Annotated in this window: 23 protein-coding genes and 1 other annotated feature; of the genes, 5 read left to right on the top strand and 18 right to left on the bottom strand. The window is 59.5% G+C overall.

Annotated features, from left to right (window positions below):
- Nucleotides 1–3: 3 nt before the first annotated feature.
- Genes nirD through cysG form a run of 3 tightly spaced genes read left to right on the top strand, consistent with a single transcriptional unit; the run spans nt 4 to nt 4,470 of the window.
- Nucleotides 4–339 (top strand): nitrite reductase small subunit NirD, encoded by a 336-nt coding sequence (gene nirD / locus V6582_RS26495; RefSeq protein WP_087730302.1) that lies wholly within the window; start codon nt 4–6, stop codon nt 337–339.
- 5 nt (nt 340–344) lie between these two features.
- Nucleotides 345–3,017, top strand: a complete 2,673-nt coding sequence (locus tag V6582_RS26490) for a nitrate reductase (RefSeq protein ID WP_156632844.1) — start codon at nt 345–347, stop codon at nt 3,015–3,017.
- The gene (gene cysG / locus V6582_RS26485) at nt 2,989–4,470 is read left to right on the top strand and encodes a siroheme synthase CysG (protein WP_156632843.1); all 1,482 of its coding nucleotides are present in this window, start codon (nt 2,989–2,991) and stop codon (nt 4,468–4,470) included. Before V6582_RS26490 ends, cysG begins: the two co-directional genes overlap by 29 nt.
- 319 nt (nt 4,471–4,789) lie before the next feature.
- On the opposite strand, the gene V6582_RS26480 is transcribed toward cysG, so the two are convergent.
- Together V6582_RS26480 and V6582_RS26475 are read right to left on the bottom strand one after the other, a co-directional pair.
- Nucleotides 4,790–6,271, bottom strand: coding sequence for a SulP family inorganic anion transporter (locus V6582_RS26480; protein ID WP_156632842.1), 1,482 nt, complete (start codon nt 6,269–6,271; stop codon nt 4,790–4,792).
- Nucleotides 6,272–6,357: 86 nt separating this feature from the next.
- Nucleotides 6,358–6,413: a sequence feature (sul1 is cis-regulatory element that is thought to sense ions involved in sulfur or methionine metabolism; They are found in Alphaproteobacteria), on the bottom strand.
- A 75-nt stretch (nt 6,414–6,488) separates the two neighbouring features.
- Nucleotides 6,489–7,826, bottom strand: coding sequence for an NAD(P)/FAD-dependent oxidoreductase (locus V6582_RS26475; protein WP_156632841.1), 1,338 nt, complete (start codon nt 7,824–7,826; stop codon nt 6,489–6,491).
- A gap of 223 nt (nt 7,827–8,049) precedes the next feature.
- Between V6582_RS26475 and V6582_RS26470 the strand changes: the two genes are divergently transcribed.
- Nucleotides 8,050–8,526, top strand: coding sequence for an Lrp/AsnC family transcriptional regulator (locus V6582_RS26470; RefSeq protein WP_060717165.1), 477 nt, complete (start codon nt 8,050–8,052; stop codon nt 8,524–8,526).
- Nucleotides 8,527–8,532: 6 nt separating this feature from the next.
- Here V6582_RS26470 and V6582_RS26465 read toward each other — a convergent pair whose 3' ends face one another.
- From V6582_RS26465 to V6582_RS26410, 12 genes are all read right to left on the bottom strand, one after another.
- On the bottom strand, nt 8,533–9,897 hold the full coding sequence (locus V6582_RS26465) for an amidase (protein ID WP_156632839.1): 1,365 nt from the start codon (nt 9,895–9,897) through the stop codon (nt 8,533–8,535).
- A 26-nt stretch (nt 9,898–9,923) separates the two neighbouring features.
- The gene (locus V6582_RS26460; RefSeq protein ID WP_156632838.1) at nt 9,924–11,150 is read right to left on the bottom strand and encodes an ABC transporter substrate-binding protein; all 1,227 of its coding nucleotides are present in this window, start codon (nt 11,148–11,150) and stop codon (nt 9,924–9,926) included.
- 72 nt (nt 11,151–11,222) lie between these two features.
- Nucleotides 11,223–12,239, bottom strand: a complete 1,017-nt coding sequence (locus V6582_RS26455; RefSeq protein WP_156632837.1) for a CobW family GTP-binding protein — start codon at nt 12,237–12,239, stop codon at nt 11,223–11,225.
- The gene (locus tag V6582_RS26450; RefSeq protein ID WP_156632836.1) at nt 12,232–12,564 is read right to left on the bottom strand and encodes a hypothetical protein; all 333 of its coding nucleotides are present in this window, start codon (nt 12,562–12,564) and stop codon (nt 12,232–12,234) included. Before V6582_RS26450 ends, V6582_RS26455 begins: the two co-directional genes overlap by 8 nt.
- A 69-nt stretch (nt 12,565–12,633) precedes the next feature.
- On the bottom strand, nt 12,634–13,515 hold the full coding sequence (locus V6582_RS26445; protein ID WP_070150143.1) for a polysaccharide deacetylase family protein: 882 nt from the start codon (nt 13,513–13,515) through the stop codon (nt 12,634–12,636).
- 47 nt (nt 13,516–13,562) lie between these two features.
- Complete coding sequence (locus tag V6582_RS26440) at nt 13,563–14,672, bottom strand: ABC transporter ATP-binding protein (protein ID WP_156632835.1); 1,110 nt, start codon at nt 14,670–14,672, stop codon at nt 13,563–13,565.
- Nucleotides 14,673–14,734: 62 nt separating this feature from the next.
- The gene (locus tag V6582_RS26435) at nt 14,735–15,967 is read right to left on the bottom strand and encodes an ABC transporter substrate-binding protein (RefSeq protein ID WP_156632834.1); all 1,233 of its coding nucleotides are present in this window, start codon (nt 15,965–15,967) and stop codon (nt 14,735–14,737) included.
- A gap of 67 nt (nt 15,968–16,034) precedes the next feature.
- Nucleotides 16,035–16,802: an SDR family NAD(P)-dependent oxidoreductase gene (locus V6582_RS26430; protein WP_156632833.1), complete on the bottom strand. Its 768-nt coding sequence runs from the start codon at nt 16,800–16,802 to the stop codon at nt 16,035–16,037.
- A 19-nt stretch (nt 16,803–16,821) separates the two neighbouring features.
- Nucleotides 16,822–17,571: an SDR family NAD(P)-dependent oxidoreductase gene (locus V6582_RS26425; RefSeq protein WP_156632832.1), complete on the bottom strand. Its 750-nt coding sequence runs from the start codon at nt 17,569–17,571 to the stop codon at nt 16,822–16,824.
- Nucleotides 17,568–18,413, bottom strand: a complete 846-nt coding sequence (locus tag V6582_RS26420; RefSeq protein WP_156632831.1) for an ABC transporter permease — start codon at nt 18,411–18,413, stop codon at nt 17,568–17,570. Before V6582_RS26420 ends, V6582_RS26425 begins: the two co-directional genes overlap by 4 nt.
- Nucleotide 18,414: 1 nt before the next feature.
- The gene (locus tag V6582_RS26415; RefSeq protein ID WP_420360205.1) at nt 18,415–19,287 is read right to left on the bottom strand and encodes an ABC transporter permease; all 873 of its coding nucleotides are present in this window, start codon (nt 19,285–19,287) and stop codon (nt 18,415–18,417) included.
- Between the two features lie 19 nt (nt 19,288–19,306).
- On the bottom strand, nt 19,307–20,380 hold the full coding sequence (locus tag V6582_RS26410; protein ID WP_337739321.1) for an ABC transporter ATP-binding protein: 1,074 nt from the start codon (nt 20,378–20,380) through the stop codon (nt 19,307–19,309).
- Nucleotides 20,381–20,908: 528 nt separating this feature from the next.
- Here V6582_RS26410 and V6582_RS26405 point away from each other — a divergent pair.
- Nucleotides 20,909–21,907 (top strand): GntR family transcriptional regulator, encoded by a 999-nt coding sequence (locus V6582_RS26405; RefSeq protein WP_156632829.1) that lies wholly within the window; start codon nt 20,909–20,911, stop codon nt 21,905–21,907.
- A 32-nt stretch (nt 21,908–21,939) separates the two neighbouring features.
- Here V6582_RS26405 and V6582_RS26400 read toward each other — a convergent pair whose 3' ends face one another.
- From V6582_RS26400 to V6582_RS26385, 4 genes are read right to left on the bottom strand one after another with little or no spacing between them, the layout of a single operon-like run.
- Nucleotides 21,940–22,917: a biotin-dependent carboxyltransferase family protein gene (locus tag V6582_RS26400; RefSeq protein WP_156632828.1), complete on the bottom strand. Its 978-nt coding sequence runs from the start codon at nt 22,915–22,917 to the stop codon at nt 21,940–21,942.
- The gene (locus V6582_RS26395; protein ID WP_156632827.1) at nt 22,907–23,782 is read right to left on the bottom strand and encodes a 5-oxoprolinase subunit B family protein; all 876 of its coding nucleotides are present in this window, start codon (nt 23,780–23,782) and stop codon (nt 22,907–22,909) included. The genes V6582_RS26400 and V6582_RS26395 overlap by 11 nt, the downstream gene beginning before the upstream one ends.
- Nucleotides 23,782–25,173, bottom strand: coding sequence for an acetyl-CoA carboxylase biotin carboxylase subunit (locus V6582_RS26390; protein WP_156632826.1), 1,392 nt, complete (start codon nt 25,171–25,173; stop codon nt 23,782–23,784). The genes V6582_RS26395 and V6582_RS26390 overlap by 1 nt, the downstream gene beginning before the upstream one ends.
- Entirely contained in the window at nt 25,170–25,412 is a 243-nt protein-coding gene (locus tag V6582_RS26385; protein WP_156632825.1) for an acetyl-CoA carboxylase, read from the bottom strand. Before V6582_RS26385 ends, V6582_RS26390 begins: the two co-directional genes overlap by 4 nt.
- Between the last annotated feature and the right edge of the window lie 4 nt (nt 25,413–25,416).

The following is a 25,416-nucleotide window of genomic DNA, read 5'->3' as shown; positions in this document are numbered from 1 at the left end:
ATCATGGATCAGAACTGGACCTCTATCGGCCATATCGACGACATTCCGCTGCGCGGCGCGCGCTGCGTAAAAACCCCTCAAGGCAAGATCGCGGTATTTCGCACCGCCGAAAACGAGGTCTTCGCCATCGAGGACCATTGCCCGCACAAGGGTGGGCCGCTCAGCCAGGGCATCGTCCATGGCAAGGCGGTGACTTGCCCGCTGCACAATTGGGTGATCTCGCTGGAAAGCGGCAAAGCGCTGGGTGCCGATGAAGGGGCAGTACGAACAATTGCCGTGCGCAATGTCGAAGGCGTGCTCTCCATTGCCATGGAAAGCCTGTTGCAGGCAGCGGAGTGAGCATCATGTCCGGCGAGACGAAAACCACCTGTCCCTATTGCGGCGTTGGCTGCGGCGTGATTGCCAAGGTCGAGGACACCAAGGTTGAGGACAATGGTGCCGTCAGCATCATGGGCGACCCGGATCATCCGGCCAATTTCGGCCGGCTCTGTTCCAAGGGCTCGGCGCTGGGTGAAACGCTGGATCTGGATGGAAGGGCACTCACTCCGACCGTCTACGGCGAGCGCCAGACCTGGGATGTGGCGCTCGATCTCGTCGCCGAGAGGTTTTCCCGCAGCATTGCCGAGCATGGGCCGGATTCGGTCGCCTTCTATCTCTCCGGCCAATTGCTGACCGAGGATTATTACGTCGCCAACAAGCTGATGAAGGGTTTTATCGGCTCGGCCAATATCGACACCAATTCGCGTCTCTGCATGGCCTCTTCGGTCGCTGGCCATAAGCGGGCCTTCGGCTCCGATACCGTTCCCGGCACCTACCGTGACCTGGAACTGGCCGATCTCATCGTGCTGGTCGGCTCCAATATGGGCTGGTGCCATCCGGTGCTCTATCAGCGGATTGCTGCGGAAAAGGCCAAGCGCCCCGGCTTGAAAGTGGTGGTGATCGATCCGCGCCGCACCGCGACCTCAGACATTGCCGACCTGCATCTATCCATCCGCCCGGATGGCGATGTGGCGCTGTTCAACGGCTTGCTGGCGCATCTGGTCGAAAACGGTAGCATCGACCAATCCTACATTGCCGCCCATACAAACGGTTTTGCCGAAGCATTTGCCGCCGCTGCCGGTCAATCGCTTGGTGATCTGATGGAAGCGACCGGCCTGCCTGCCATGCAGTTGCGGCAGTTTTTCCAACTGTTTGCCGCGACGGAAAAAACCGTGACCTGCTATAGCCAGGGCGTCAACCAGTCGTCGCTTGGCACCGACAAAGTCAATGCGATCATCAATTGCCATCTGGCGACCGGACGGATCGGCAGACCCGGTATGGGACCGTTTTCGCTGACCGGCCAGCCGAATGCCATGGGAGGACGCGAGGTCGGTGGGCTCGCCAACGTGCTGGCCGCCCATATGGAGCTGGGCAATCCCACGGATCGGGATCGTGTGCAGCGGTTCTGGGCCTCGCCCACCATGGCCGACAGGCCCGGCTTGAAGGCCGTGGACATGTTCCAGGCGGTGGCCGATGGCAGGATCAAGGCGCTGTGGATCATGTCCACCAATCCAGTCGTCTCCATGCCCAATGCCGATGCCGTCAAAGCGGCGATTGCCGCCTGCCCCTTCGTTGTCGTCTCCGACATGCAGGCCGATACCGATACGGCAAAGCTGGCGCATGTGCTGCTGCCAGCGGCTGGCTGGGGCGAAAAATCCGGCACCGTCACCAATTCGGAACGACGGATTTCCCGCCAGCGACCATTCAAACCAGCCCCCGGCGAGGCCAGAGCAGACTGGTGGCAGATGGCTGAGATTGGCCGCCGCATGGGCTTTGGCAAAGCCTTTCGCTATCAGTCGCCCGCCGATATCTTTGCCGAACATGCCGCCCTATCGGGTTTTGAAAACAATGGCACCCGCGATTTCGATATCGGTGCTTACGGCGCGATCACGGATGCAGACTATCAGGCGCTTGCCCCCTTCCAATGGCCCCAGAGACAAGGCGAGCCTGCGGCGGAAAGCCGGTTTTTCGCCAATGGCGGCTTTTATCATGCCGATGGCAAGGCCCGTTTCATTGCCTGCGAACCCGTAATACCAGATAGGGCAAGCCAGGATTTTCCCCTCACCCTCAATACCGGGCGGGTGCGCGATCATTGGCATACGATGACACGGACGGCAAAAAGCGCGAGGCTATCGGCGCATCTGGCCGAACCCTTCGCGGAAATCCACCCGCTGGACGCCGCCAATCTCGGTATTGCCGATGCGGCCCTGGTGGAGATTTCCAGCGAGACCGGCAGCCGGGTGATCGTTCGCGCGCTTTTGACCAACCGCCAAAGCCGTGGTGCCATTTTCGTGCCGATGCACTGGACTGGCGAAACCGCCTCACTGGCCCGCATCGATAGCCTCGTACCTTCCCTGGTAGACCCGGTTTCGGGTCAGCCAGCGCTGAAACATGTGGCCATTGCGGCAAAGCCCTATGCGGCTAAGGCCTATGGTTTTGCCGTGTCAGCTCATAAGCCGCAGGCATTGGATGCATCCTATTGGGCTTTGGCCAAGGCCGAGCATGGCTGGCGGCTGGAGCTGGCGTTTGAGCGTGACTGCGATTGGGAAAGCTGGGCGAGAGCAACGCTTGCCGTACCCGTCACCGCAGAGATGATCGGCTATAGCGACCATGCCAGTGGCGATGTCCGTTTGGCGTTTTTTAACGCAGGCAGGCTTTGCGCCGCGCTGTTCATGGCGAGCCAACCGGTTGCGGTGTCACGCAATTGGGCCAGCGCCCGGCTTGCCGACGACTTCAGCGATCGCCACGCCCGGCTGGCGCTAATTGCCGGACGGCCAGGCGCGGGCCAGGTCGATCCGGGAGCGATTGTCTGCTCGTGTTTCTCGGTTGGGATCAACCAGATCACCAATGCTGTCAGGGGCGGCTGCTGCTCGGTCGAAGCCGTCGGCCAGACCTTGTCCGCTGGAACCAATTGCGGCTCCTGCCGCGCCGAAATCAGGAGGATTATCGATGCTGTTCAAATCCTTGCCGCAGAATAAGTCTCGGCGCCCGGAACGGGTCGCACCGCTTTCCAAACTGCCGGTTTTCTGGGCGCTGGAAGGCAAGCGGGTCATCGTCGCCGGTGGTTCGGAAGGAGCAGCCTGGAAGGCCGAATTGCTAGCGGCCTGTGGCGCTGATGTCGAGGTGTTCTGCGCCAAGGACGAATTGTCCGACACCTTCCGCACCCTCCTTGATGAGCAAGACCGCATGGTCCTTCATCCCCATTGCTGGCATATCGGCATTTTTGAAAACGCCGCTTTGGCGCTTGCCGATTGCGAGACGGAGGACGAGGCTAAGGCATTCTATTGCGCCGCAAAAGCGGCGGGCGTTCCAGTCAATGTCATCGACAAGCCCGCCTATTGCCAATTCCAGTTCGGCTCCATCGTCAACCGCTCGCCGGTCGTGGTGGCGATTTCCACCGATGGCGCAGCACCAATCCTCGGGCAGGCTATCCGGCGGCGGATTGAAACGCTGCTACCGCCAGCGCTCAAACCATGGGCGGAACTGGCACAAGCGATCCGTGGCCGGATCAATGAAAAGCTGGCACCCGGCTCACCGCGCCGCACATTCTGGGAACGGTTCGTGGACCGCGCCTTTGCCGGCAATGCACCGCCGCAGGACAATGAGGAGCATTTGCTGCTGAACGAGGCGGCCAGGCTCGCAAACGCCCCGGCACATGGGCGGGTCACACTGGTCGGCGCGGGACCAGGCGATGCGGAATTATTGACCCTGAAAGCCGTGCGGGCGCTGCAAGCTGCCGATGTCATCCTGTTTGACGATCTGGTCTCCCCTGACGTTCTCGAACTTGCCCGCCGTGAGGCCAAGCGCATGCTGGTTGGCAAGCGTGGCGGGCGGGAAAGCTGCAAGCAGGACGATATCAATGAGATGATGGTGCGGTTTGCCAAGGCTGGAAAACGGGTGGTGCGGCTGAAATCCGGCGATCCGATGATTTTCGGGCGAGCAGGCGAGGAAATCGCCAGGTTGGCGAATGAGGGTATTGCCGTGGATGTCGTACCCGGAATTACCTCGGCCAGCGCCATGGCGGCGGCGCTTGGCATTTCGCTCACCCACCGCGATCACGCTCAATCACTGCGATTGGTGACGGGCCATTCCAGACACGGCGACCTGCCGGAAAGCCTCAACTGGCGCGACATGGCCGATCCATCCGTCACGACGATCTTCTATATGGGCGGCCGGATGGCGGGCCGGATTGCCGAAAATCTCATCGCAGCTGGTATGGCGTCCAACACGCAAGCGGTGGCGATGACCTCAATCAGCCGTGCGCAACAGACGAGCTGGCGTGGAACGGTCGGGGAACTGGCCGATGCGGTCGCCACACTTGGTGTCAGCAACCCAATCCTCATCGGCGTCGGCGCGGCCTTTGCCCAGCCAGGCACAGCTATGCAGTCTGCTTTGCCCGAACAGGCAGTACAGCAATTGGCGGCTTCGTAAAAGAGCGGCTTATTGAGAGAAAACCCTCCAAAAACGAAAAGCCTGCCGCGGGAGGAGGTGCGGCAGGCTTTTCGAAAGAACCGAATGACGACTGGGAGGAGGAGTGTCGTCATTCCGACGGGCCGCTCTGGGAGGAGGAGAAGCTGGCCCGGTATATCGAAGCTCTGCGGGAGGAGGATGCATTGCTTCGATGAAGAGAGTTATACCTGATTTTCGCACATTTTCGAGGCAGTTTTTCGCACGTCAGCCATGCGCTATGCGCGTAGCGAATTGCTCATCCGTCCCTCATCCGAAATTCCCTCTTCAATCACGAGTCGTATCAATGCCCACCCGCGCTGAGAACGGCTTGCGGATCGCGATGCAAGGCAAAGCGGTCCATCATATGGGCGCTGGCAACATTCAGTCCCTTCACATCCACCACAGCCCCCTTGGCGCGGAACTTCAGCACCACTTTGTCGAGGGCGCCAACCGCGGTAATGTCCCAGAAATGCGCCTGGGTTACGTCGATGGTGATGGATTTCACTTCGTCATCAAAGTCGAAGGCGGCGATAAAGGCTTCAGAGGACGCAAAGAAAATCTGCCCGTCCACCCGGTACAGTCTTGAACCATCGGCATGGTCTTCGGCTTTGACATGCACCATGCGCGCCACTTTACCGGCAAAGAACACGCCCGACAGCAGCACGCCGACCAGCACGCCTTTCGACAGATCGTGGGTGGCAACCACTGTCACCACGGTTGCCAGCATGACCAGCGACGAGGATGGAGGGTTGGTGCGCAGGTCGATGATCGACCGCCAGGAAAACGTGCCGATCGACACCATGATCATGATCGCCACCAGGGCGGCCATGGGAACCACCCGCAGGATATCATCCAGCACCAGCAGCAGCACAAGCAGGAAGCTACCGGCCACGAAGGTCGAAAGACGCCCTCGCCCACCCGACGAGATATTGATCACCGATTGGCCAATCATCGCGCAGCCGCCCATGCCTCCAAACAAGCCGGAAGCGATATTGCTTGCTCCCTGGCCGATGCATTCCTGGCTCTTGTTGCTTTGCGTATCCGTCATGTCATCGACGATCTGCGCCGTCAGCAGCGATTCCAGTAAGCCAACGGCAGCGAGCGCGATGGAATACGGGAAAATGATCTGCAACGTCTCGAAGGTCAGCGGCACCTGCGGCCAGCCGAACAATGGCAGGCTGGACGGCAATTCGCCGAGATCGCTGACGCTGCGGACATCCCATCCGAACCACCAGGTCGCAGCCGTCAGCACGGCGATTGCCACCAGCGGCGATGGCACCGCCTTGGTGAGACGCGGGAAGAGATAGATGATGGCAAGCGCCACACCGATCATCACGAAGGTCGATGGTGGGCGGCCAAGCAATTCCGGCAATTGCGCCATGAAGATCAGAATTGCCAGGGCATTGACGAAGCCCGTCATCACCGAACGCGACACGAAGCGCATCAAACGCCCGAGCTTCAGGAAGCCAGCCAGAATTTGCAACAGGCCCATCAGCACGGTTGCGGCAAACAGATATTGAATGCCATGGTCCTTGACCAGCCCACCGATCAACACAGCGGTTGCGGCAGTGGCAGCGGAAATCATGCCGGGGCGCCCACCACAGAAGGCGGATACACAGGCGATGATAACTGAGGCAAACAGCCCGATCTTCGGATCGACCCCGGCAATCACCGAGAAGCCGATGGCTTCGGGAATAAGCGCAAGGGCCACGACAATGCCCGACAGGACATCGCCACGGATATTCGAGAACCAGTCTCGCTGGTATCGTTCAATTTTTTTCATGGAGATTGTTTCGCAACGGGGAAGATTTTTCACAAACGCTCAGAGCTGACCGAATAAACGGATCATCACGTTTCAGAAATGTCGTGCGTTGTCTGGCGGATCGGCGGCCAGAATAGCCACCCGGAATTTCACCGGGTCCGGGGTTAATGGCCTTTCTATAGGCAGAAAGCCGCAGTTTTGCAATCCCATACCCGCCCTGGCCGGGAAGAAGCGGGGATCAGAAGCCCGCGACCTTGCCCCAGGCGGAGTGAGCCAGCCGCTCGGGCCGATAGTCAGCCGGATCGACAATCGGTTCGGAACCGGTGATGATGTCGGCGATCAGATGCCCTGCCCCTGGCCCGATGCCAAAACCATGGCCACTGAATCCGGCGGCCAGAATAAAGCCCGGCAGGGATGGAATCTCGCCGATGGCGGGCACACCATCCGGGGTGCTGTCGATATAGCCAGCCCAACTGGCCGAAATTTTTGCACCAGCCAAAGCAGGCAGCAATTCGCCGGCGCGGCGATAGGTTTCGGCGATCAGTTTGCGATCCGGTATCGGATCGAGAATACGGTTGCGCTCCATGGGGGTGATCTTGTCCAGCGCCCATTTCGCCAGTGTCTCATGGCCATTGCGCAGACCTTCGATCGTACCTGGCTTCAGGCTTCTCCACCGCCGCTGGAACATCGGCAGGAAGGCCTTGCCGTAGCGGATCTGCTGGGGGGTCAGATCGACGCTGGCACGACCGCTGATCGCCATGGTATAGCCGCCATCGCCCCGGCGGGTCACCGACACCCGCGCCGTATGCAGGGCGTCCGGCAAAGCTTCTGCCTCTAATCCGTCAAGAGGACCGACAGACAGAATGGAGGATCGGATAGAGGCCTGAGGAAAGCGAATGTTCAGCTGATTGCAGAAGGACGACGCCCAGGCGCCGCCCGCCATCACCACCGTTGCCGTGCGGATCGTACCCTTTTCCGTCACCACGGCACTGACCCGGCCAGCCTCGGTTTCCAACCCACGGGCCGCGCAATGCTGCATGACGGTTCCGCCGAATTTCATCACGCCACGGGCAATGACGGGTGCAGCCCGCTCAGGGACAGCGATGCCATCGCTGGGCGAAAAGACCCCGCCGAGCCAGGGCTTGTGCGTCGCGCTGCCTTTTTCGGCGGCTTGCTTACCCGAAAGTATATGGGTAGTGACGCCGACCGTTTTGGCAAAGTCACGCCATTTGGCCCAGGTGGCGATTTCCGCCTCGCTATTGCTCAGGTAAAGCAGGCCACAGCGGCGAAACCCGACATCCTCACCAATATCGCTGGCAAAACTGTCCCACAGATCCAGGCTTTTGGTCGCCATCGGCAATTCGCGGGCATCGCGGTTTTGCTGGCGGCACCAGCCCCAATTGCGACTGGACTGTTCCGCCCCGATCAATCCCTTTTCCAACAGCACGACTTTGACGCCGCGCTTTGCCAGGAAATAGGCGGTGCATGTCCCGACGATACCGCCGCCGATCACCACGACATCAGCCGCCTCAGGCAGGGTGGTGTGGGTCTCGATTCGCAACAGGGGTACACGCATGAAAAGCTCCTTGATTGCCGATCAGCATAAGCATTTCCATCAGTGAAAAGCACCGCGATTGCCCCAGATTCAGCATTTCCTTCCGTTTTTAGAAACGCAAACAATCCCTGCGTTGCATAAGGTTTTTCAAAGCCTTCCAGCTTGCTTTCCTGATGATGACGGCTTGCACTTTGGCTTTCGAAGCATAATATGCTGGCAGACAGGCATTAGGGGAAACAGTAGAGTGAAACTCGACAGGATCGACATCAAGATTCTCTATGAATTGCAAAAGAACGGCCGGATAACCAATGTGGAACTGGCCGAACTGGTCAATCTCTCCCCTAGCCCCTGCCTGATGCGCGTAAAGAAACTTCAAGCGGAGGGCTATATCGAAGGCTATTCCGCCCAGATCAATGTCAGCAAGCTCGGCCAGACGCTGACGGTGTTTACCGAAATCACCTTGAAGAACCACAGACAGATCGATTTTGCCCGTTTTCTGGCCGCAGTTGAAAAGGTCGACCAGGTGATCGAATGTCACCTGGTTTCCGGCGGCTATGATTACATGCTGAAATTCGTCACATCGGGGATCGGCGAATATCAGTCGATCATGGAAAGGCTGACCGACATGGATATCGGCATCGACAAATATTTCAGCTTCGTGGTGCTGAAGTCACCGATCGTCAAATCGCATATGCCCTTGACCAGCCTGTTTCCGATGTAAGCTTATTTAGCCGCAAACCACCGCTTCCACCGAAAGCGCCAGACCAAGCAGGGCCTCATCGGACCATGCGGGTCCGGAGACTTGCAGGCCAACAGGCATATTGGCGTCACCCGTTCCGCATGGCAGCGAAACCGCGCACCAGTCGAGAAAATTGCCGAGCATCGTGTTGCGCAATGTCTTGCCGTTGGTTGCCACGAACAGGTCATCGTCAGCCACAAGCGGCGCGGTCAGCGGTGCGACATGCGCGACGGTTGGCGTCAGGATGAATTCATCCGTGCCGATCTGGCCGGTAAATTCCGCGATCAATTGCTCACGCCGGTCGATAAGCTCGACATAGCTGGAAAGGCTGATGTTTTCGCCCAACCGCGCCCGGGTGGCGACGCGGTGGTCCATGCGGGCCGCCTCCGGTCCATGCAGACGGTGGCGATGCAGTACATAGGCCTCCGCCGTCACCAGCGGACCATGCTTGGCGAGAATATCGAGGATCTGCTGCATGATCGAGAAGGCTTGACGACGCACAACAGCACCCGCCTGCTCCAGGCGGCGGATCGCTGCCTCAAAGGCTTGAACCACACCATCCTCCGCACCGTCGAAAAACACTGTTTCCGGGACCACGAAACGGCGTCCGGCCAAGGCGGTGCGGGTCACCTGCGGCTGCGTCAACCCGCGCATGGCGGCATCCACCCAAACCGCATCCTGCACCGTGCGGCAGAGTGGCCCAAGGGAATCGAGGCTTTTGGAGAGCGGAAAGACGCCGCGCATGGAATAGCGGCCACGGGTCGCCTTATAGCCGACAATACCATTGAAGGCGGAGGGAATGCGGACAGATCCGCCCGTATCCGTCCCGATCGACACAGGCACCAGCCCGGAGGCAACGGCAACGCCAGAGCCTGAGGACGATCCGCCGGGAACCCGTGCGTCACCCATGCTGTGCGGATTGCGCGGCGTACCGTAATGCGGGTTGACCCCAAGGCCGGAAAAGGCAAATTCGCTCATATTGACATGACCGATGGAAACCATCCCGGCGTTTGCCAAAGCCTGGACCACATCCGCATCGCGCACCGCCGGTGGCTGATCACCCAACACCACGGAGCCTGCGGTGGTGGTTATTCCCTTGAGATCGAAGAGATCCTTCCAGGCAATCGGTATCCCGTCCAAAGGGCCAAGCGAGCAACCGGCCCGGATGCGCGATGCCGAAGCCTTAGCCTCCTGCATCGCCCGCTCCGGCGTCAGCCGGGTGAAAATCGTCTGATCCGCGTGATCCCGGATGGCTGCCAACGTCTGATGGGCCAGATCCTGCGGATCGAGCGCGCCGGACTGGATCAACACCGCAAGCTGCGCAATGCTTTTGCCTGACATGGTGGGGGTCATCGGTTACTCCTTCAATCAATAGAATATTATGCTGCCATCAGCTGAAGCCAGCGACGCACCAGGTAATTATGTTCGTCCATGGTGGTGTTCCACACCGCGATGCGGTTGGCACGCTGCCAGTAAGACCCACCGCTGCGGCTTTCGCCAGCCTTGATCCGAATGGCGCCATCCGGTCCGGGCAAATCCTGCGCGGCGGGTAAACCGCCATACCAATAATCCCATTCCGCCGTGCTCAGATACGCCTTTGAGCGTTGCGGCGTGGAAATATAATAGCCTTGCCGCGCAACGACCGCGCCTGGCAAGCCTGATATCCACCAGTTAAGATAGTCATAGGCCACGTCCAGCATCCGGCCTTCAAGGCCGCGCGACAGGCAAAGCCCGCCATGCCAGGCCCGGTAACCTTCCACCGGCACCGCCTGCTCGACGGCCATGCCCTGGCCGCTCAGGATGGTAATGCCTGTTGACCACATGCTCTGGATATCGGTACGCCCCCGGACCATCAGGGTCGCGGCATCTTCGGCGGTGCGCCAGAAATCTCTGAAAAATCCGGATTTTTTCTTCTCAGTCAGGATGGCGATCAGCCGGTCGATTTCGGCCACGGTCATATTGCCGATATTGTCGATATTGTCGAACCGCATCAAGCCAGCCGCCTCCGCAGCAAGAGCTGCATCGAAGATACCGATGGCTGGCTCATCCACCAGTGCCACTCGGCCCGCCCAGGCCTCGTCCAACAGGCTTGCCCAGCTGGACACAGATTTGGGGCTATTCACCAGGTCGCTGCGATAGGCAAAACTATCGAAATTATGGGTGGTGGGCAGCATGGAAATATGGCCGGTCGGATTTTCTCCCAGTGACAGATCCGGCTGGACGAAAAGCTTTTTGACCGGAGCATCACCCTTGCCCAGTTGGGCGCTCGGCTCCAGCCGACCGGTCTTGGTGAGATCGGAAATCTCGGTCCAGAGGTCGATCCGCTTTAGTTCTATCGGTTGGACGGCCCGCCAGTACCAGACGATATCCAGGTTATGAAAGCACTGGTCGTAGATGTCGTAACAGTCCGGTGCCTGCGCCGCCTTATGCTGGGTAGTCAGGAAATCGTTATTGTCGAACACGACTTCGATGCCGAGATCCTGCTGCGCTTGGAGACGCAGCGGCTCCAGCAATGAAATCGCCGTGCCGAGTACCCGCAGACGCGGCTTGCCTTCGGTATGAAGGGCGGGCGCAGGAAAGGCAGCCGGTGGGTTATGGGTGTTCATTCGGGTTTGACATTCCTCACTCACTTATAAAGCCACTGTAAAACCAGAGAGCCTCCACCACCATCCATGCTCTCACTTTATCGCAAAAGCCTCGAAAGACCGCCTGATCAGCGCCGTCTCCAATCCATCAACAATGAAGACCAGTCTGGAGCGCCGATCCGCCGATGGCCAGCCGGCCATATGGACCGGCGGATGCACCAGATGCTGGACGCCGTGAATGGCAACGGGCCGGTCTTCGCCCGCGATGTTCAAAATGCCCTTCACCCGGATAACCTTGGCGCCATGGCGGTTGAGCAGCATGGTCAACCAGATACCGAAAGCGGTCCAATCGATCGGCGCGTCAACCGTGACCACGAAGGAGCGGAAGTCACCGCTATGGCCAGCATCTGCGGGCGCTTCGCAGTAAAAACCGCTGGCCGATTGCAGGGTGGAACTATGCAGGCTGGCATCGTCTTCCAGCAGGCTGGCAACTGAAAAATCCGCATCCGCCGCGGTCAGAATGGCCGCATCCGGATTGATCGCCACAAGCCGTCCCTTCAGCCGGGCCGCCAATTCCTGATGTTCGAGGGCTTCAGCCATATCGGTTTTGGTGATGACCAACCGGTCGGCAATTGCCGCCTGGCGGGCCGATTCGCCGTAAGCGTCCAGTTGACCCAAGCCGTTGATGGCATCGACCGTGGTGATGACATTGCCGTGGCGAAAGTGATGGCGCAGAACCGGATCGGCTTTCAGCGTCGATAAGATCGGAAACGGATCGGCAAGCCCGGTGCTTTCGATCATCACCCGGCGAAAGGGTGCAACCTCGCCGCGCTCGCGCCGCTCGTGCAAGGTGCGTACGGCTTCTGCCAGATCGCCGCGAATCGTGCAGCAGACGCAGCCGGATTGCAGAAGCACCGTATCGCTATCAACCGTTTCCACCAGATCGTGATCGAGGCCGATTTCTCCGAATTCATTGATCAGTACCGCCGTATCGGCAAGCGCCGGGTCCGACAGCAAGCGCTTGAGCAGTGTCGTCTTGCCGGAGCCCAGAAAGCCGGTCAGCAGATTGACGGGCGTGAACTGGGGAATAGCACTCCTTGCATCAGCCATTATTGGCCGTTTCCATCCGCGCAATCAGCGCCGGATCAAGCGGATCGCAGGCCCGACCGGACATTTTTTCAGCAACCACCCAGAGATGACCGAGATCCTCGATGATCTCGGTCTTTCCCGTCAGGCTGGACAGAAGATAGGATGAGCCCTGCCAATCCGACAGCGACAGGCCGAACGCCTTCAGCACCCGGTTGGCGGTGCTCACCCGGTTCATCCGTTCCCGGCGGCGGTCCACCCGCTCGCCATTGCGGGTGTAGACACCGGGGCGGGCCACGGCATCGGCCCAATGCTCATTGCCGCCGATCACACCGCAGAGTGAACACATGACGATCTCCTTTCACAGCCAAGGGACGGCATAGCGCCGCCCCTTCCAGTCTTTTCACGTCTTGCCCCGTTACTTTTTGCGCGGAAAGCGCTTGGCGAAATCGTCGGCGATCTCGTTCATGGTCACGAATTTCACCCCGGGATGCTTGCTCATATGGGCAAACAACCGCTCCAACATCATCAGCACCTGCGGGCGCCCGGCAACGTCAGGGTGAATGGTGATCGGGAAAACCGCATAATCCATTTCACGATAGACCCAATCGAACTGATCGCGCCAGATCTGCTCGATATCATGCGGATTGACGAAGCCATGGCTGTTGGGCGATTTCTTGATGAACATCATCGGCGGCAGGTCATCGAGATACCAGGAGGCCGGAATTTCGATCAGGTCGGTCTCGTGACCACGCTTCAAGGGCACCATCCAGTCGGATGGCTTCTTGGAATAGTCGATCTTGGTCCAGCTATCGCCAACCCGCACATAATAAGGCGTGAAATCATTATGCATCAGCGAGTGGTCGTATTTGATGCCCCGCTCCAGCAGCAATTCATTGGTGACATTGGAAAACTCCCACCACGGCGCGACATAGCCTGTCGGACGCTTGCCAGACAGCTTGGTGACCAGCTCGATGCACTTGTCCAGCACCTCGGTTTCCTGCTCGCGGGTCATGGCAATCGGGTTTTCGTGGGTATAGCCATGAATGCCGATTTCATGGCCAGCATCGGCCACCGCCTGCATCTGTTCCGGGAAGGTCTCGATGGAATGGCCGGGAATGAACCATGTGGTCTTGATGCCGAAACGCTCGAACAGTTTCAGCAGGCGCGGCGCACCGACTTCACCGGCAAACAGGCCACGGGAAATATCGTCAGGCGAGTCCTCGCCGCCGTAAGAGCCGAGCCAGCCGGCCACCGCGTCCACATCGATGCCGAAGCTGCAAAAGATTTCCTTTGCCATGGTGTTTTCTCCTTTTGATAAAGACTTTTTAATCAGGTGCTGGATTGTCAATGTGCGGCGATAATGGTGGCATCCGAAGGCTTCCACGACAGGAACACGTCTGAGCCGACAGGAAACTCATCCGGGCGATATTTCTCGACATGGGCCTCGAGAGACAGAGACCGACCATCCGCCAGCACCGCTGAGATATGCGAGACGTGACCAACGACATCGGCGCGTTGAATGCGGGCATGCACCGCGTTGCCACCGTGGGCCATAGCCACCCGGGCAAGCTGTTCGCGGCTTCCCTGATGAACCTGAATGGCCTCGGCGGGAACGACGAGATTGGCGAGGCCACCTTCAGATAACGGGCCATTGACCAGGCCTGCGAGCAATCCTTCCGGGGTCTCGACCCGCAAGTCGCCTGCGCCATCGGCACGGGCATGCCCCTTGAAAATCGCGTTTCGGCCAATGAATTGCGCCACAAACGGCGTGGCGGGCCTTGTATAGAGCTGGTGTGGCGGGCTGACCTGCTCAACGCGGCCCTGGTTCATCACCACCACCCGGTCGGACAGCGCCAGCGCCTCCGATTGCGCGTGGGTAACGAAGATGAAGGTGACGCCCAGTGTCCTTTGCAGAATTTTCAGCTCGTTCTGGATCGCCTTGCGCAAATTGGCATCCAGAGCACCAAGCGGCTCATCCAGAAGCAGAATGTCCGGCTCGATCACCAGTCCACGCGCCAGGGCCACCCGCTGACGCTGGCCGCCGGAAAGCTTTTCCGGCTTGCGTTCGGCAATGTCTTCGAGCCCAAGCGTTGCAATGATCCGCTCCACCTTGCGGTCGCGCTCGGCCTTGGCCATCCCCTTGACTTCAAGACCATACGCGACGTTGCGGCGCACGCTCATATGGGGAAACAGCGCGTAGTTCTGAAAGATCGTCGCGGTCGGACGCATTTGCGGCGGCACGTCGTTCATCCGCACGCCCTTGATCATCATATCGCCGGAGGAAATGCCCTCGAACCCGGCAATCATCCTCAGCGTCGTGGTCTTGCCGCAGCCGGATGGGCCGAGAAAAGCGATGAACTCACCTTTCTTCACCGCCAGGCTGAAGGCGCTGACAGCCGTGGTGCCATTGTCATAGACCTTGCCCACATCGATCAGTTCCAGGTCGTAAATCATCGGCTTTCTCCGGTGCAGTATCAAAAGGGAAGACCGGAGCCAGCCGGTCTTCCCGCGTCTCGTCAGGCATTCAGGAACTCGTCCCACTTCTGCACCAGATGGTCGTATTCATCCGGCCATTGATGCCAATAAGCGACGTTCTTGGCGCGCTCTTCCAGCGAGCCACCATCGCGCAGGTCGCCTTCCTTGATGCCGCGCTCGGCCGCGCCGGTCCAAGGCTTACCCTCGTACCAGAAGGCATATTTTTCCGGTGCCATGACGCTTTTGATATTGGTGGAGGGCGAATAATAACCCTGCTCCGACACCGCGATGCCCGGCTCACCCGACAGCCAGTAATCGGCATAGGCGGTGACGGCTTCCTTGTTGGTGGTGCCTGCAATCATCGACGGACCGATGGCCCAGGCGCGATAGCCTTCCTTCGGTACGGCATATTTGCAAGGCTTGCCCTGCGCCTTCACCGCCATGACGGCCGGTTGCCAGGCATCGCAAACCACCATTTCACCCGAGGCCATCAGATTGACCAGTTCGCCGAAATCGCCCCACAGAGCCCGGAACTGACCTTCCTTCTTCTTCGACACCAGAAATGCCGCCGCCTCGTCGATTTCCTTGGCACTCGGATTACCGGGGTTCTTGACGTTGAGCAGGCCAAGCGTGTTCATCGCCATGATCGCCTGACCGAAGGCAATCAGCGGATCGGTGTTAAGGCCGGACTTGCCCTTCCACTTCTTGTCGAAAATCGCCGCCCAACTATTGGCTTCCTCGGCAGAGACCACATCCGGGTTATAGCCGATGGAATCGTAGTTATAGACGGCGGGCACCATGTTCAGCGTCGTCTGGCCTTCATCGGCCCAGATCTGCCCGACGATCTGCGCTTTGCGGTCCCATTTGTCGGATGGTTTGGTGAAGGTGTCGCGGATATTCGCCCAGTTTTTCAAGCCCGAGGCCGGCAGCGGCTCGACATTGTTGGTCATGACGATGGCAGGCAGGCGCTCGGCGATGATTTCCCAGCAATCATAATCCTTCGAGCCAGACAGGATCTTGGTCTGCGCATCCGGGAAGGTTGCAGCCGTACCTGATGTGCCGCCAACGCCGGAGGCCTTCTTGAAGTCATTAAGAATGCGTTCCTGCACCGTCACCGACAGGCCGATGGTGCGCAATTGCTGGCTGGCAAGGCTGGTCGCCTGGGCATAGGCAGCCCGCGACGACAGAAAGGGCGTGCCTGCCCCCATAGCCAGCGCCATCATGCCGGTGGAGCGTTTGAGAAGCGATCTGCGGTTTAATTCCAGTAATGACATGGCAGTTCTCCAGTTTTTGAGTTCCCGATCCGGCTTTGCCGGTTTTTGTTGTTGTTGATAGTTGCTTTTAGTAACGCCCAACCAGCAGGCCACCATCGACGACCAGCACCTGACCGGTCATGTAGCGGGCGGCATTGGAGGCGAGGAAGGTGATGACATCGGCAATATCCTCGGGTGTTCCGAGCCGTCCCATCGGGATGATTTCGGCAGCTTTTTCGGCCCCTACCGGCCCGAGCGAGTTTTCCTCCGACAGCAATTGCGCGGTGCGGATATAGCCCGGCGCAATGCCATTGACCCGCACCCCCTCACGGGCAAGCTCGACGGCCAGACCGCGCACCAGCCCGACCACCCCAGATTTGGCAGCGGAATAATGGACATGCTCATCCCAGCCATAGGCAATGCCCATGATCGATGACAACGCGACAATCGCCCCGCTTTTGCGGGCGCGCATGCCGGGAGTGGCCGCCCGCACGAGGCGGAAGATACCCTTGAGGTCGATATCAAAAGTCAGGTCCCATTTTTCATCGGTCAACTCTTTAAGCGGCACGCGATGCGCAATGCCGGCATTGGCGACCACCACATCGATCCGGCCAAGCCGCGCCTCGATATCGGCGACCAGCGCATCGGCTGCCGGTGTCGAGCGCACGTCATAATGATGAAATTCCGCCGAGCCACCGCCAGCGCGAATAGCCTGCGCCACCGCCTCGCCTTCGGCGTCCATGATATCGGTAACAACGACATGGTCACCAAGCGCGCCGAAGGCTTTGGCGGCGGCGGCGCCAATGCCGATGCCGGCTCCGGTGATGATGACGATCCGCTGGTTCTGCTTGCTCATGGCTCTCTTCCTTCAAGGTTCAAAGCATCACATCGCCGGAATTCGGCCCCAGAGTCTGACCGACGAACAGGGCAGCATCCGGGGAGGCAAGGAAGGAGACGGCAGCGGCCACTTCCTCTGGCTCGCCAAACCGGCCAAGCGGCAGCTGCGCCTTTTTGGCGGCTCGCCAGTCTTCCGACAGACCCATGACCAGCGGCGTATTGATTGGGCCGGGAGCGACCGCATTGACACGCACGCCACGGGCTGAAACTTCGCGGGCAAGTGCCTTGGTCATGCCGATGATCGCCGCCTTGGCGCCGGAATAATGCACCAGTTCGACGCCACCGATCTGGCCGAGCTGTGAGGCAATATTGACGATAACACCGTCTCCCCGCTCCACCATCGGCGGCAACACAGTGCGGGTCATCAGGAAATTGCCGCGCACATGCACCGCAAACATCCGGTCGAAATCAGCGACCTCTAGGTGTTCAAACAGCGATTGATGGGCAATCCCGGCATTGTTAACCAGCAGTGCGACCGGCCCATGGGCGACAACGGCGGCAGCGCAAATGGCCGCCGCTTGCACCTCATCCGAGACATCGCCAGCATAGGCCGAGGCTTTGCCGCCTGCGGCGATGATCTCATCGGCCACGGCTTTGGCCCGGTCGATGGCAAGATCGTTGACCAGCACGCCATACCCGTCTTTAGCCAGCCGAAGCGCGATGGCGCGACCAATGCCGGAACCAGCTCCGGTGACAATGGCGGACGGGGACTTGGACTTTTCCATCATGCATCCTCCTGAACAGCCATGCGCCGGGCGCGGCGCACCGAAAGCCCCATCAGCACAGCGTAAGTGCCAAGCAGCGCGAAGGAAAACAGCGTGGTCAGCACGCCGAAGGCAAAGACATTCGGGTGTACTTCCACCGAAAACGTCCCGTAGATCGCCAGCGGCAGGGTGAGATCGCGGCCAGAGGCAAACAGCGTGCGGGAAAACTCGTCATAGGACAGCGTGAACGCAAACAGCATGGCCGACAGCACGCCCGGAAAGATCAGCGGAAAGGTGATCTTGCGAAAGGTCCGCATCGGGCTGACGCCAAGCGACCAGGCCGCCTCCTCGACGCTTGGGTCGAAGCGATTGAAAATCGCCAGCATCACCAGAAAGGCGAAGGGGAAGGTATAGACGACATGCAGCACAAAGGCCGTGCCCCACCAGTGGCGGTCGATGCCCAATGTGTTGGCAACCAGCGCCATGCCAAGCCCGACCAGCACGCCCGGCACCATCATGCCCAGCACGATCAGGTAGAAGACCAGGCCGGAGCCTTTGAACCGGCTGCGGAAAGCCTGGGCCGAAATCACCCCCAGCACGGTGGAGACGATCATTGTCATCACCGCCAGCCCCATGGACCGCACCAGGGCGTCGTTGATCGGCAGTGGCGCAATGCGCGAGGGCGGAGTCAGGCCGAACAGGTGCTTGTACCAATAGACCGACCATTCGATGATCGGAAATTGCGGGCCACCTTCCGGTCCCGTCTGAAAGGACAGGATGGCGAGAACCACCAAAGGCCCGTAGAGAAACACCAGAAACAGCGTGGTATAGACGCCAAGCCCCAGTTTGACCGCTCCGGAATTCATCCTACAACTCCTTCCTGAGATCGACGACCCGCAGCAGCGCCGCGACAACCAGCCCCATCAGCAGGGTGAGGATAACGCCCGCCACCGCCGCAAAGGCCCATTTCAGCGACCCGACTTGGGTAACAATGATATTGCCGAGCAGATTGACCTTGCGGCCCGACAGTGCCGCCGAGGTGGCAAATTCGCCGAGCACCATGACCGAGACAAAGATCGCCCCCACCACCACGCCCGGCATCGACATCGGCAGAATGATGGTGCGGAAAATCCGCCAGAAACCGGCCCCGAGATCCTGTGCCGCCTCAATGATTGCCGGCTCGATCCGCCCCAGCATGAAGGCGATGGGGCCGACCATGAACACACAATAGATCTGCGTCATGCCGATGATCACAGACAGTTCGGAAAACAGCAGGACTTCGATGGGATGGCTGACAATACCAAGCTTCATCAGGATCATGTTGATCGCCCCTTCCTTGCCAAGCATTGGCCGCCAGGCGAGGACGCGGATCAGGAAAGAGGTCCAGAACGGAATGACGCAGAGCACCAGAAGCACGGTTTGCAGCGTCTTGTTTTTGACGAACAGCCCGACAAACAGCGCCGCCGGATAGCCAACAGCCAAGGTCGCAACCAATACCAGAAGCCAAATCCTGACCGTGGTCCAGAGCGCACCCAGATAAGTATCGCTGGAAAAAAAGGTGATCCAGCTTTGCAGCGTCAACACCGGCTTGATGGTGAAGGTGGTCTGCGTCCAGAAGGACACATAGACCATCATCAACATCGGCAGCACCAGGAACAACAGCATCCAGACAACGCCCGGCAGGACCAGCCAGAAGGAGATGCGCGACGGCTTGGCGGCAGGTTCCGCGATGGCGGTGATGGTGTCACCAAGGGCTTGATTATGCGTAGACAAGGGCGTGCTCCTTGTTCCAGACCAGCGCGTAGCGGGTCTGCGGTTCGAGGATCGGGCGGGCGTCCTTGCTCAAATGGGTTTCCACTTCGAAGACCGAGCCATCATCCGCCGAGAAGAACGAATAGACCGCCGAACCGGTATATTCCTCGGCCAGAAAGCTCGCTTCGATTGCCACCTCATCAATGCCGCGCTCGGCGATAACAGGACGGATGGAGATGCGGTCATGGCGAATGGCATAGGCGGGGCTAGAAGCCGATTGTCTGAAGCCGCCGAGCGGCAGGCGGCCTGCCGGGGCAACGAAACTGTTGCCGTCAACAGAACCGGAAAACAGATTGTAGCAATTCAGAAAACGCGCCACATCGGCGGAAACCGGACGGTTATAGATCGTGTCCGAGCTGCCGGTCTGGGCAATCCGCCCGCGGTCCAGCACCAGAACCATGTCGCCCATGGCCAGCGCCTCGCTCTCGCTGCCGGTAACATGCAGGAAGGTGACACCGCAGCGCTCGCGGATGTCGCGCAACTCATTGCGCATGCGAGCGCGCAGATTGGCGTCCAGCGCGCCGAGTGGCTCGTCCAGCAGCACCATTTTCGGCTCGGTGACCAGGGTGCGGGCCAGCGCGACACGCTGTTTCTGGCCACCGGAAATCTGGGTAACGGCGCGGGTTTCCAAGCCTTGCAGGCCGACCAGCGCGATGATGTCACGCACCCTGTCAGCCACTTCGCCAGCATTGGTCACCGGCGCGACCTCACGATTGGCAAGGCCGAAGGCGATGTTTTCCCGCACGCTCAGATGTGGAAACAGCGCGAAATTCTGAAAGACGAAGCCGATGCCACGGCGATGCGGTGCCACGTCCTGCATGGACTGTCCGGCAAAGCGGATAGAACCACCTTCGCAACGCTCAAACCCGGCGATCACCCTGAGCAGGGTTGTCTTTCCCGATCCGCTCGGGCCGAGCAGTGAAATGTAATGATCGTCGGGCAGCGAAAGGCTCAAGCCATCAAGGGCGCGCGTGTCCCCATAGGTCTTGACCAGATTGTGTAGCTCGAGCACGGATGTCACGTCGGTTCTCGCCAGTTGCGCCCCAGCCGGACCCGAACACCCTCCCCGAAAACACAGGAAGAGCGCTTGCACCTTTTAGCAAAGGCGCATCACAGGAATCGGCAATCGGGCATTTTTCTATTCGTTCCGCTTGTCCGCGCTTCTGTTGGCACGATACAGTCGAAGCATTGCACGGATGATTTTTGTATTCAATATACTTTTTTATGATTTTTAAATTCAGTTGATTTTTAGGGTAACCCATCAAGTTCCCGCCAACGCCATACATTGCGCATTCCTACAGGCAAGCACAAAGGGACCAATCAAAATCGGCAATTTCTGCCGATTTCCCCGAGGATTTTTAGATTGAATGCCTGCAATCGCCCTCGGAATGCCCACGCTTTGAGCTAATCCGAATACGATCTAAAAATGACTATTGCACACGATATCCAAAAATTAGATGCTGCATGCGGATATTGCTTTTTATGCCTCTAGTCTCGAAAGCGGTTTTCGCCTTACAGAGAAGACAGACCAACGGGAACAGTCTGCGCCATGACGACACAAACCGGCCAACGCCGCTATGAAATTGCCGAGGCGGTGCTGCGTTCCAACATCGCCGAAGGCCTGTTGCCTCAAGGGCTTGTGCTGCTGGAAGGCCATATTGCCGAGATCCTGCAAACGTCCCGTGCGCCGGTACAACGGGCTTTGCAGGCGCTGGAGGCGGACGGGCTGGTGCATCGGTTTCACGGGCGCGGCTATCTCGTCGGACCGACAGGGTTTGGCATCGAGCCGTTGAGGACCGATATCCGCAGCATTGGCCTGACCGTCGCCAAACATGCCGACGACGCCTTGCAGAACCGGTCCTCCTGGGAGCGGATCTACGACACCGTCGAGCGCGATGTGGCCGGATGCGTGGTGTTTGGCCGCTACCGGATTATCGAGACCGAACTCGCCAGCCATTTCAATGTCAGCCGCACGGTGGTGCGCGATGTGCTGGCGCGGTTGAGCGAACGGGGACTGGTGCGCAAGAACCAAAGCTCCCACTGGATCGCCGGTCCGTTGACCGCCCAGACCATCAAGGACCATTTCGGGCTGCGCGCCATGCTGGAGCCACAGGCATTGACGACGGCTGCGCCCAACATCGATAGCGAGGCGCTGCTTTGCCTGCTGGACCGGCTTCGGCAACTGGAGAGGGATCATGCCGGAGACGGGCTGAAAGATGTGATGGAGATGCAGCAATGCTTCATCGAGGTCTGCATTCTGGCCACGCCCAATGAGAAGCTGCGGGAATTGATCCGCAACAATCTTCTGCCGGTGACGGCGGCAACCAGCCTGCTGGCCCGCCTTGGTCTTCCCGGCGACCTGACGACGATTACCGAATTCCGGCTGATCGTCGAGTTGCTGGCCCGTGGGGCGACCACGGCAGCGGCGGCCATGCATGGCACCCATTTGGACGCAGCCCTGAACCGGACCATCGCCCAGATGAAAATCGTCGCGATCATTCCCGACCCCGGCGCCACCGCAGCCTATCTGACCCGTGTTCAGGAATGAGTGTTGTGCAGACCCAGCCATGACCTGCGCTCCTAAACCTTGGCAAGATGGGCGCTGATGTCGCGGATCATCGCCTGCCGCTCACGCCGTGCCGCCAATGCCTGCTCCATATCCACTTTGACGAAACGGGTCGGCGTATGCGGTTGCAATTGGCCGATCAGGTCCATATCGGCTGAGATCACCGTGCCGACCATGAAATAGCCGCCGCCGGAAACGGCGTCGCGGTGTAAGACAATCGGCTCTGTACCACCCGGCACCTGGATCGAGCCGTAGGGATAGCAGCTATCGACAATGTTGGACGGATCGGAACCGGCGCCGAACGGCGGGGTGCGGGGCATAAAATCAAGCTTGCGCCCGCCGCGAAACCGGTAGCCCATCCGGTCAGCTTCAGGCGCTACCTTCCACTCGTCCGCGAAAAAATTGCCCTTCGCCTCTTCCGTCAACCGATCCCAGTAAAGACCGGGCAGCACGCGCAGTTCGGCAGGCGCGCCCGGACGGCGGCGCAGCGCCTGCGGAATGGTCCGGCCTTCGGGCACAGGCTTCGCCTGCCCGACCGGCAATTCATCTCCAGCAGCAATTGCGCGACCCTTGAAACCACCAAGCGCGCCGATGGCATAGGTGGAGCGTGAGCCGAGCGCCAGCGGCACATCGATACCACCGGCAACTGCGATATAGATCCGCGCCCCCGCTTTCAGGAAATCGAAACTCAGCACCTGACCGGCACGCACCTTGAAGGCGGTCCAGCCGGGCTGTTCTTCGCCATCAAGCCGGATCGGCATTTCCGCTCCGGTAACGGCGACCATGGTGTCGACGGCAAATTCCAGTTTCGGTCCGATGAACACCGCTTCCAGCCCCGCCGCCCCTTCATCATTGCCGACGAGCAGGTTGGCGGCCTTCAGCGCCAGCCGATCCATGGCACCGCCGAGGGGAATGCCGAGGTGAAAATAACCGGGACGGCCCAGATCCTGAACCGTGGTTGCAAGCCCTTGATGCAAAACCTTAATGACCATGGAGAAGGCCCTCCAGCCTGGCGTTGTAGCCGCCGATGTCTTTCTGGAATTCCGAGAGATCAAAGCGCACCTCGCGGATCGGCGGTACGAATATGCCCTTGTCCACCTCTTCCACCGCCTGATCGTAACCGTCTCTATCCACCGGCTTGAACTTGACGATATCGCCCGGCTTGAAGAACACCATGAAGTCGCGCAGGTAAGAGGTGGTTTGCGTCGGATCGTAGATCGGCATCGGGGTAATGCCGAACATCTGGTAGCCGCCGGCACCGCGCACCGAATAGATACAGCCGAAACAGCCACCGTGGCCGACCGTCAGCCTCGGCGTATCGGTGCGGGGCCGCAGATATTTCGGCACCTCGATCTGCCGCTGCTGCTCGACCATCTGGTACATGAAAGGCAGGCCGGACACGAAGCCGACCATGGAGACAAACCAGGGTGAACCGGCATGGGCGGCGATGAAGTCTTCGACCCCAGAGTAATTGTTGATCTTCGCGGCATAATCGAGATCGGTGCCCTCAGGCTCCTGATGGCGTTCGCGAAACCGCATCAGAGTCTCATGGGTCCATGGATCGTTGTAGAAGACCGGGATTTCGACGATCCGCGTGGCGATCACCGGATCGCTTTTCGCCGCCGCCACTTCGATGGCCTGGACTTCCTTCAAAATATCATCGGGGTGAATGATGTCAGGATCGAACTTGACCTGGAAGGAGGCATTGGCCGGGCAGATCTCGGTAACGCCCTTGATCCGGGCTTGAGAAATGCCGTTGGTCATCGACAGCGAGGTGAAGAATGCTTCCAGCGACATCGCCTCGCTGCATTCCACGAACAGATGCTCATCACCGCCGAATGTATATCGCATTGCCATCAGACAGTCTCCTTTGAAGCGGGTGCCTTGGAGGGAGCCGGAAAGGCCGTTTCCAGCCACGGCTCCAAAAACCGGGTATGGACATCGGCGCTTCGCACGGAGGGATCAGCCACCAGCTTTTTGTGCAGCGGGATGGTGGTGGCAAGGCCGCCAATCTCGAAGTGCTCCAACGTCGAGCCAAGCTTTTCCAGGCAGGCCTCACGGCTTTCCGCCCAGACGATCAGCTTGCCGAGCAGGGAATCGTAGAACGGCGGCACCTGATAGCCTTCATAGAGCATGGTATCGAAGCGGATACCCTCGCCCTCGGGAATGTGCAGGGTTGAGACCGTGCCCGGACCAGGCAGAAAGCCACGCGCCGGGTCCTCGGCATTGATCCGGCATTCGATAGCATGGCCAGAAAGCACCACATCTTCCTGGCGCAGCGACAAAGGCGCGCCACCGGCAATGCGGATCATTTCCTGCACCAGATCGATGCCGGTAATCATTTCCGTCACCGGATGCTCGACCTGGATGCGGGTGTTGACCTCAATGAAATAAAATTCGCCGCTCTGCTCGTCATAGAGATATTCAACCGTACCCGCGCCGCGATAGTGGACCGAGCGGGCCAGCGCCACGGCGCTGTCGCACAGGGCTTTTCGCACATCCGCAGGCAGACGCACCGATGGGCCTTCTTCCCAGACCTTCTGGCGGCGGCGTTGCAGCGAGCATTCCCGCTCGAAGCAGTGAATGGCATTTTCCCCATCGCCGAGGATCTGCACTTCGACATGGCGGGCGCGGGTAATGACCTTCTCGATGTAAAGACCGCCATCGCCAAACGCAGCCAGCGCTTCGGAGGACGCCTGCGGGAAATGCCGCTCGAAATCCTCCATGGTCTCAGCAATGCGAATGCCCCGGCCACCGCCACCGGCAGCCGCCTTGATCATCACAGGAAACCCGATTGTCTCGACAATCGCCCGCCCTGCGTCCAGATCATCCACCCGGCCATTCGATCCCGGCACCGTCGGCACACCTGCCTGCATCGCCACCTTCCGGGCCTCAACCTTGTCGCCCAACAGACTGATCGCTTCATGGCTTGGACCAATGAAAATCAGCCCGGCATCGGTGACAGCCTTGGCGAAAGCAGCACTTTCGGACAGGAAGCCATAGCCCGGATGCACGGCATCGACACCGGTTTCCAGCGCCGCTTTCAGCACGGCCTCGATATTCAGGTAGGACTTGGCGGCGGATGGCGGGCCGATCTCCACCGCCTGATCGGCCAGTTTGACCGCCAGCATGTCGCGATCGGCGGCGGAATGAACCTGCACGGTGCGAATGCCGAGCGCCTTGGCCGCCTGGATGATCCGAACGGCAATCTCGCCCCTGTTGGCCACCAATAGCGACGAGATGCTCATGCCTGCACCTCAGCGATCACCTGACCGGCCATGATCGGCTCATTGTCTTCCGCCACGAAGATGAGGCCAGTGCCGGCGGCATCCGCATGCACTTCATGAAAGGTCTTCATCACCTCAATCAAGCCAATGACATCGCCTTCAGCCACCGCGTCTCCATCATTTTTGAAGCTCGGGGCATCGGGAGACGGCTTGCGGTAGAATGTGCCAGGCAGGGGCGATCTGATCTCGTGGGTGCTCATGGCT

It is taken from the genome of Agrobacterium vitis, from assembly GCF_037039395.1.
Taxonomy (GTDB): domain Bacteria; phylum Pseudomonadota; class Alphaproteobacteria; order Rhizobiales; family Rhizobiaceae; genus Allorhizobium; species Allorhizobium vitis_E.
Note: the sequence above shows the minus strand (reverse complement) of the source record. Positions and strands in the feature narration are given on the sequence as shown.

Excerpts from the sequence above, each read along its gene's own strand:
- nirD (WP_087730302.1), top strand. The coding sequence starts at position 4 with ATGGATCAGAACTGGACCTCTATCGGCCATATCGACGACATTCCGCTG.
- V6582_RS26490 (WP_156632844.1), top strand. The coding sequence starts at position 345 with ATGTCCGGCGAGACGAAAACCACCTGTCCCTATTGCGGCGTTGGCTGC.
- cysG (WP_156632843.1), top strand. The coding sequence starts at position 2,989 with ATGCTGTTCAAATCCTTGCCGCAGAATAAGTCTCGGCGCCCGGAACGG.
- V6582_RS26480 (WP_156632842.1), bottom strand. The coding sequence starts at position 6,271 with ATGAAAAAAATTGAACGATACCAGCGAGACTGGTTCTCGAATATCCGT.
- V6582_RS26475 (WP_156632841.1), bottom strand. The coding sequence starts at position 7,826 with ATGCGTGTACCCCTGTTGCGAATCGAGACCCACACCACCCTGCCTGAG.
- V6582_RS26465 (WP_156632839.1), bottom strand. The coding sequence starts at position 9,897 with ATGACCCCCACCATGTCAGGCAAAAGCATTGCGCAGCTTGCGGTGTTG.
- V6582_RS26460 (WP_156632838.1), bottom strand. The coding sequence starts at position 11,150 with ATGAACACCCATAACCCACCGGCTGCCTTTCCTGCGCCCGCCCTTCAT.
- V6582_RS26455 (WP_156632837.1), bottom strand. The coding sequence starts at position 12,239 with ATGGCTGATGCAAGGAGTGCTATTCCCCAGTTCACGCCCGTCAATCTG.
- V6582_RS26450 (WP_156632836.1), bottom strand. The coding sequence starts at position 12,564 with ATGTGTTCACTCTGCGGTGTGATCGGCGGCAATGAGCATTGGGCCGAT.
- V6582_RS26445 (WP_070150143.1), bottom strand. The coding sequence starts at position 13,515 with ATGGCAAAGGAAATCTTTTGCAGCTTCGGCATCGATGTGGACGCGGTG.
- V6582_RS26440 (WP_156632835.1), bottom strand. The coding sequence starts at position 14,672 with ATGATTTACGACCTGGAACTGATCGATGTGGGCAAGGTCTATGACAAT.
- V6582_RS26435 (WP_156632834.1), bottom strand. The coding sequence starts at position 15,967 with ATGTCATTACTGGAATTAAACCGCAGATCGCTTCTCAAACGCTCCACC.
- V6582_RS26430 (WP_156632833.1), bottom strand. The coding sequence starts at position 16,802 with ATGAGCAAGCAGAACCAGCGGATCGTCATCATCACCGGAGCCGGCATC.
- V6582_RS26425 (WP_156632832.1), bottom strand. The coding sequence starts at position 17,571 with ATGATGGAAAAGTCCAAGTCCCCGTCCGCCATTGTCACCGGAGCTGGT.
- V6582_RS26420 (WP_156632831.1), bottom strand. The coding sequence starts at position 18,413 with ATGAATTCCGGAGCGGTCAAACTGGGGCTTGGCGTCTATACCACGCTG.
- V6582_RS26405 (WP_156632829.1), top strand. The coding sequence starts at position 20,909 with ATGACGACACAAACCGGCCAACGCCGCTATGAAATTGCCGAGGCGGTG.
- V6582_RS26400 (WP_156632828.1), bottom strand. The coding sequence starts at position 22,917 with ATGGTCATTAAGGTTTTGCATCAAGGGCTTGCAACCACGGTTCAGGAT.
- V6582_RS26395 (WP_156632827.1), bottom strand. The coding sequence starts at position 23,782 with ATGGCAATGCGATATACATTCGGCGGTGATGAGCATCTGTTCGTGGAA.
- V6582_RS26390 (WP_156632826.1), bottom strand. The coding sequence starts at position 25,173 with ATGAGCATCTCGTCGCTATTGGTGGCCAACAGGGGCGAGATTGCCGTT.
- V6582_RS26385 (WP_156632825.1), bottom strand. The coding sequence starts at position 25,412 with ATGAGCACCCACGAGATCAGATCGCCCCTGCCTGGCACATTCTACCGC.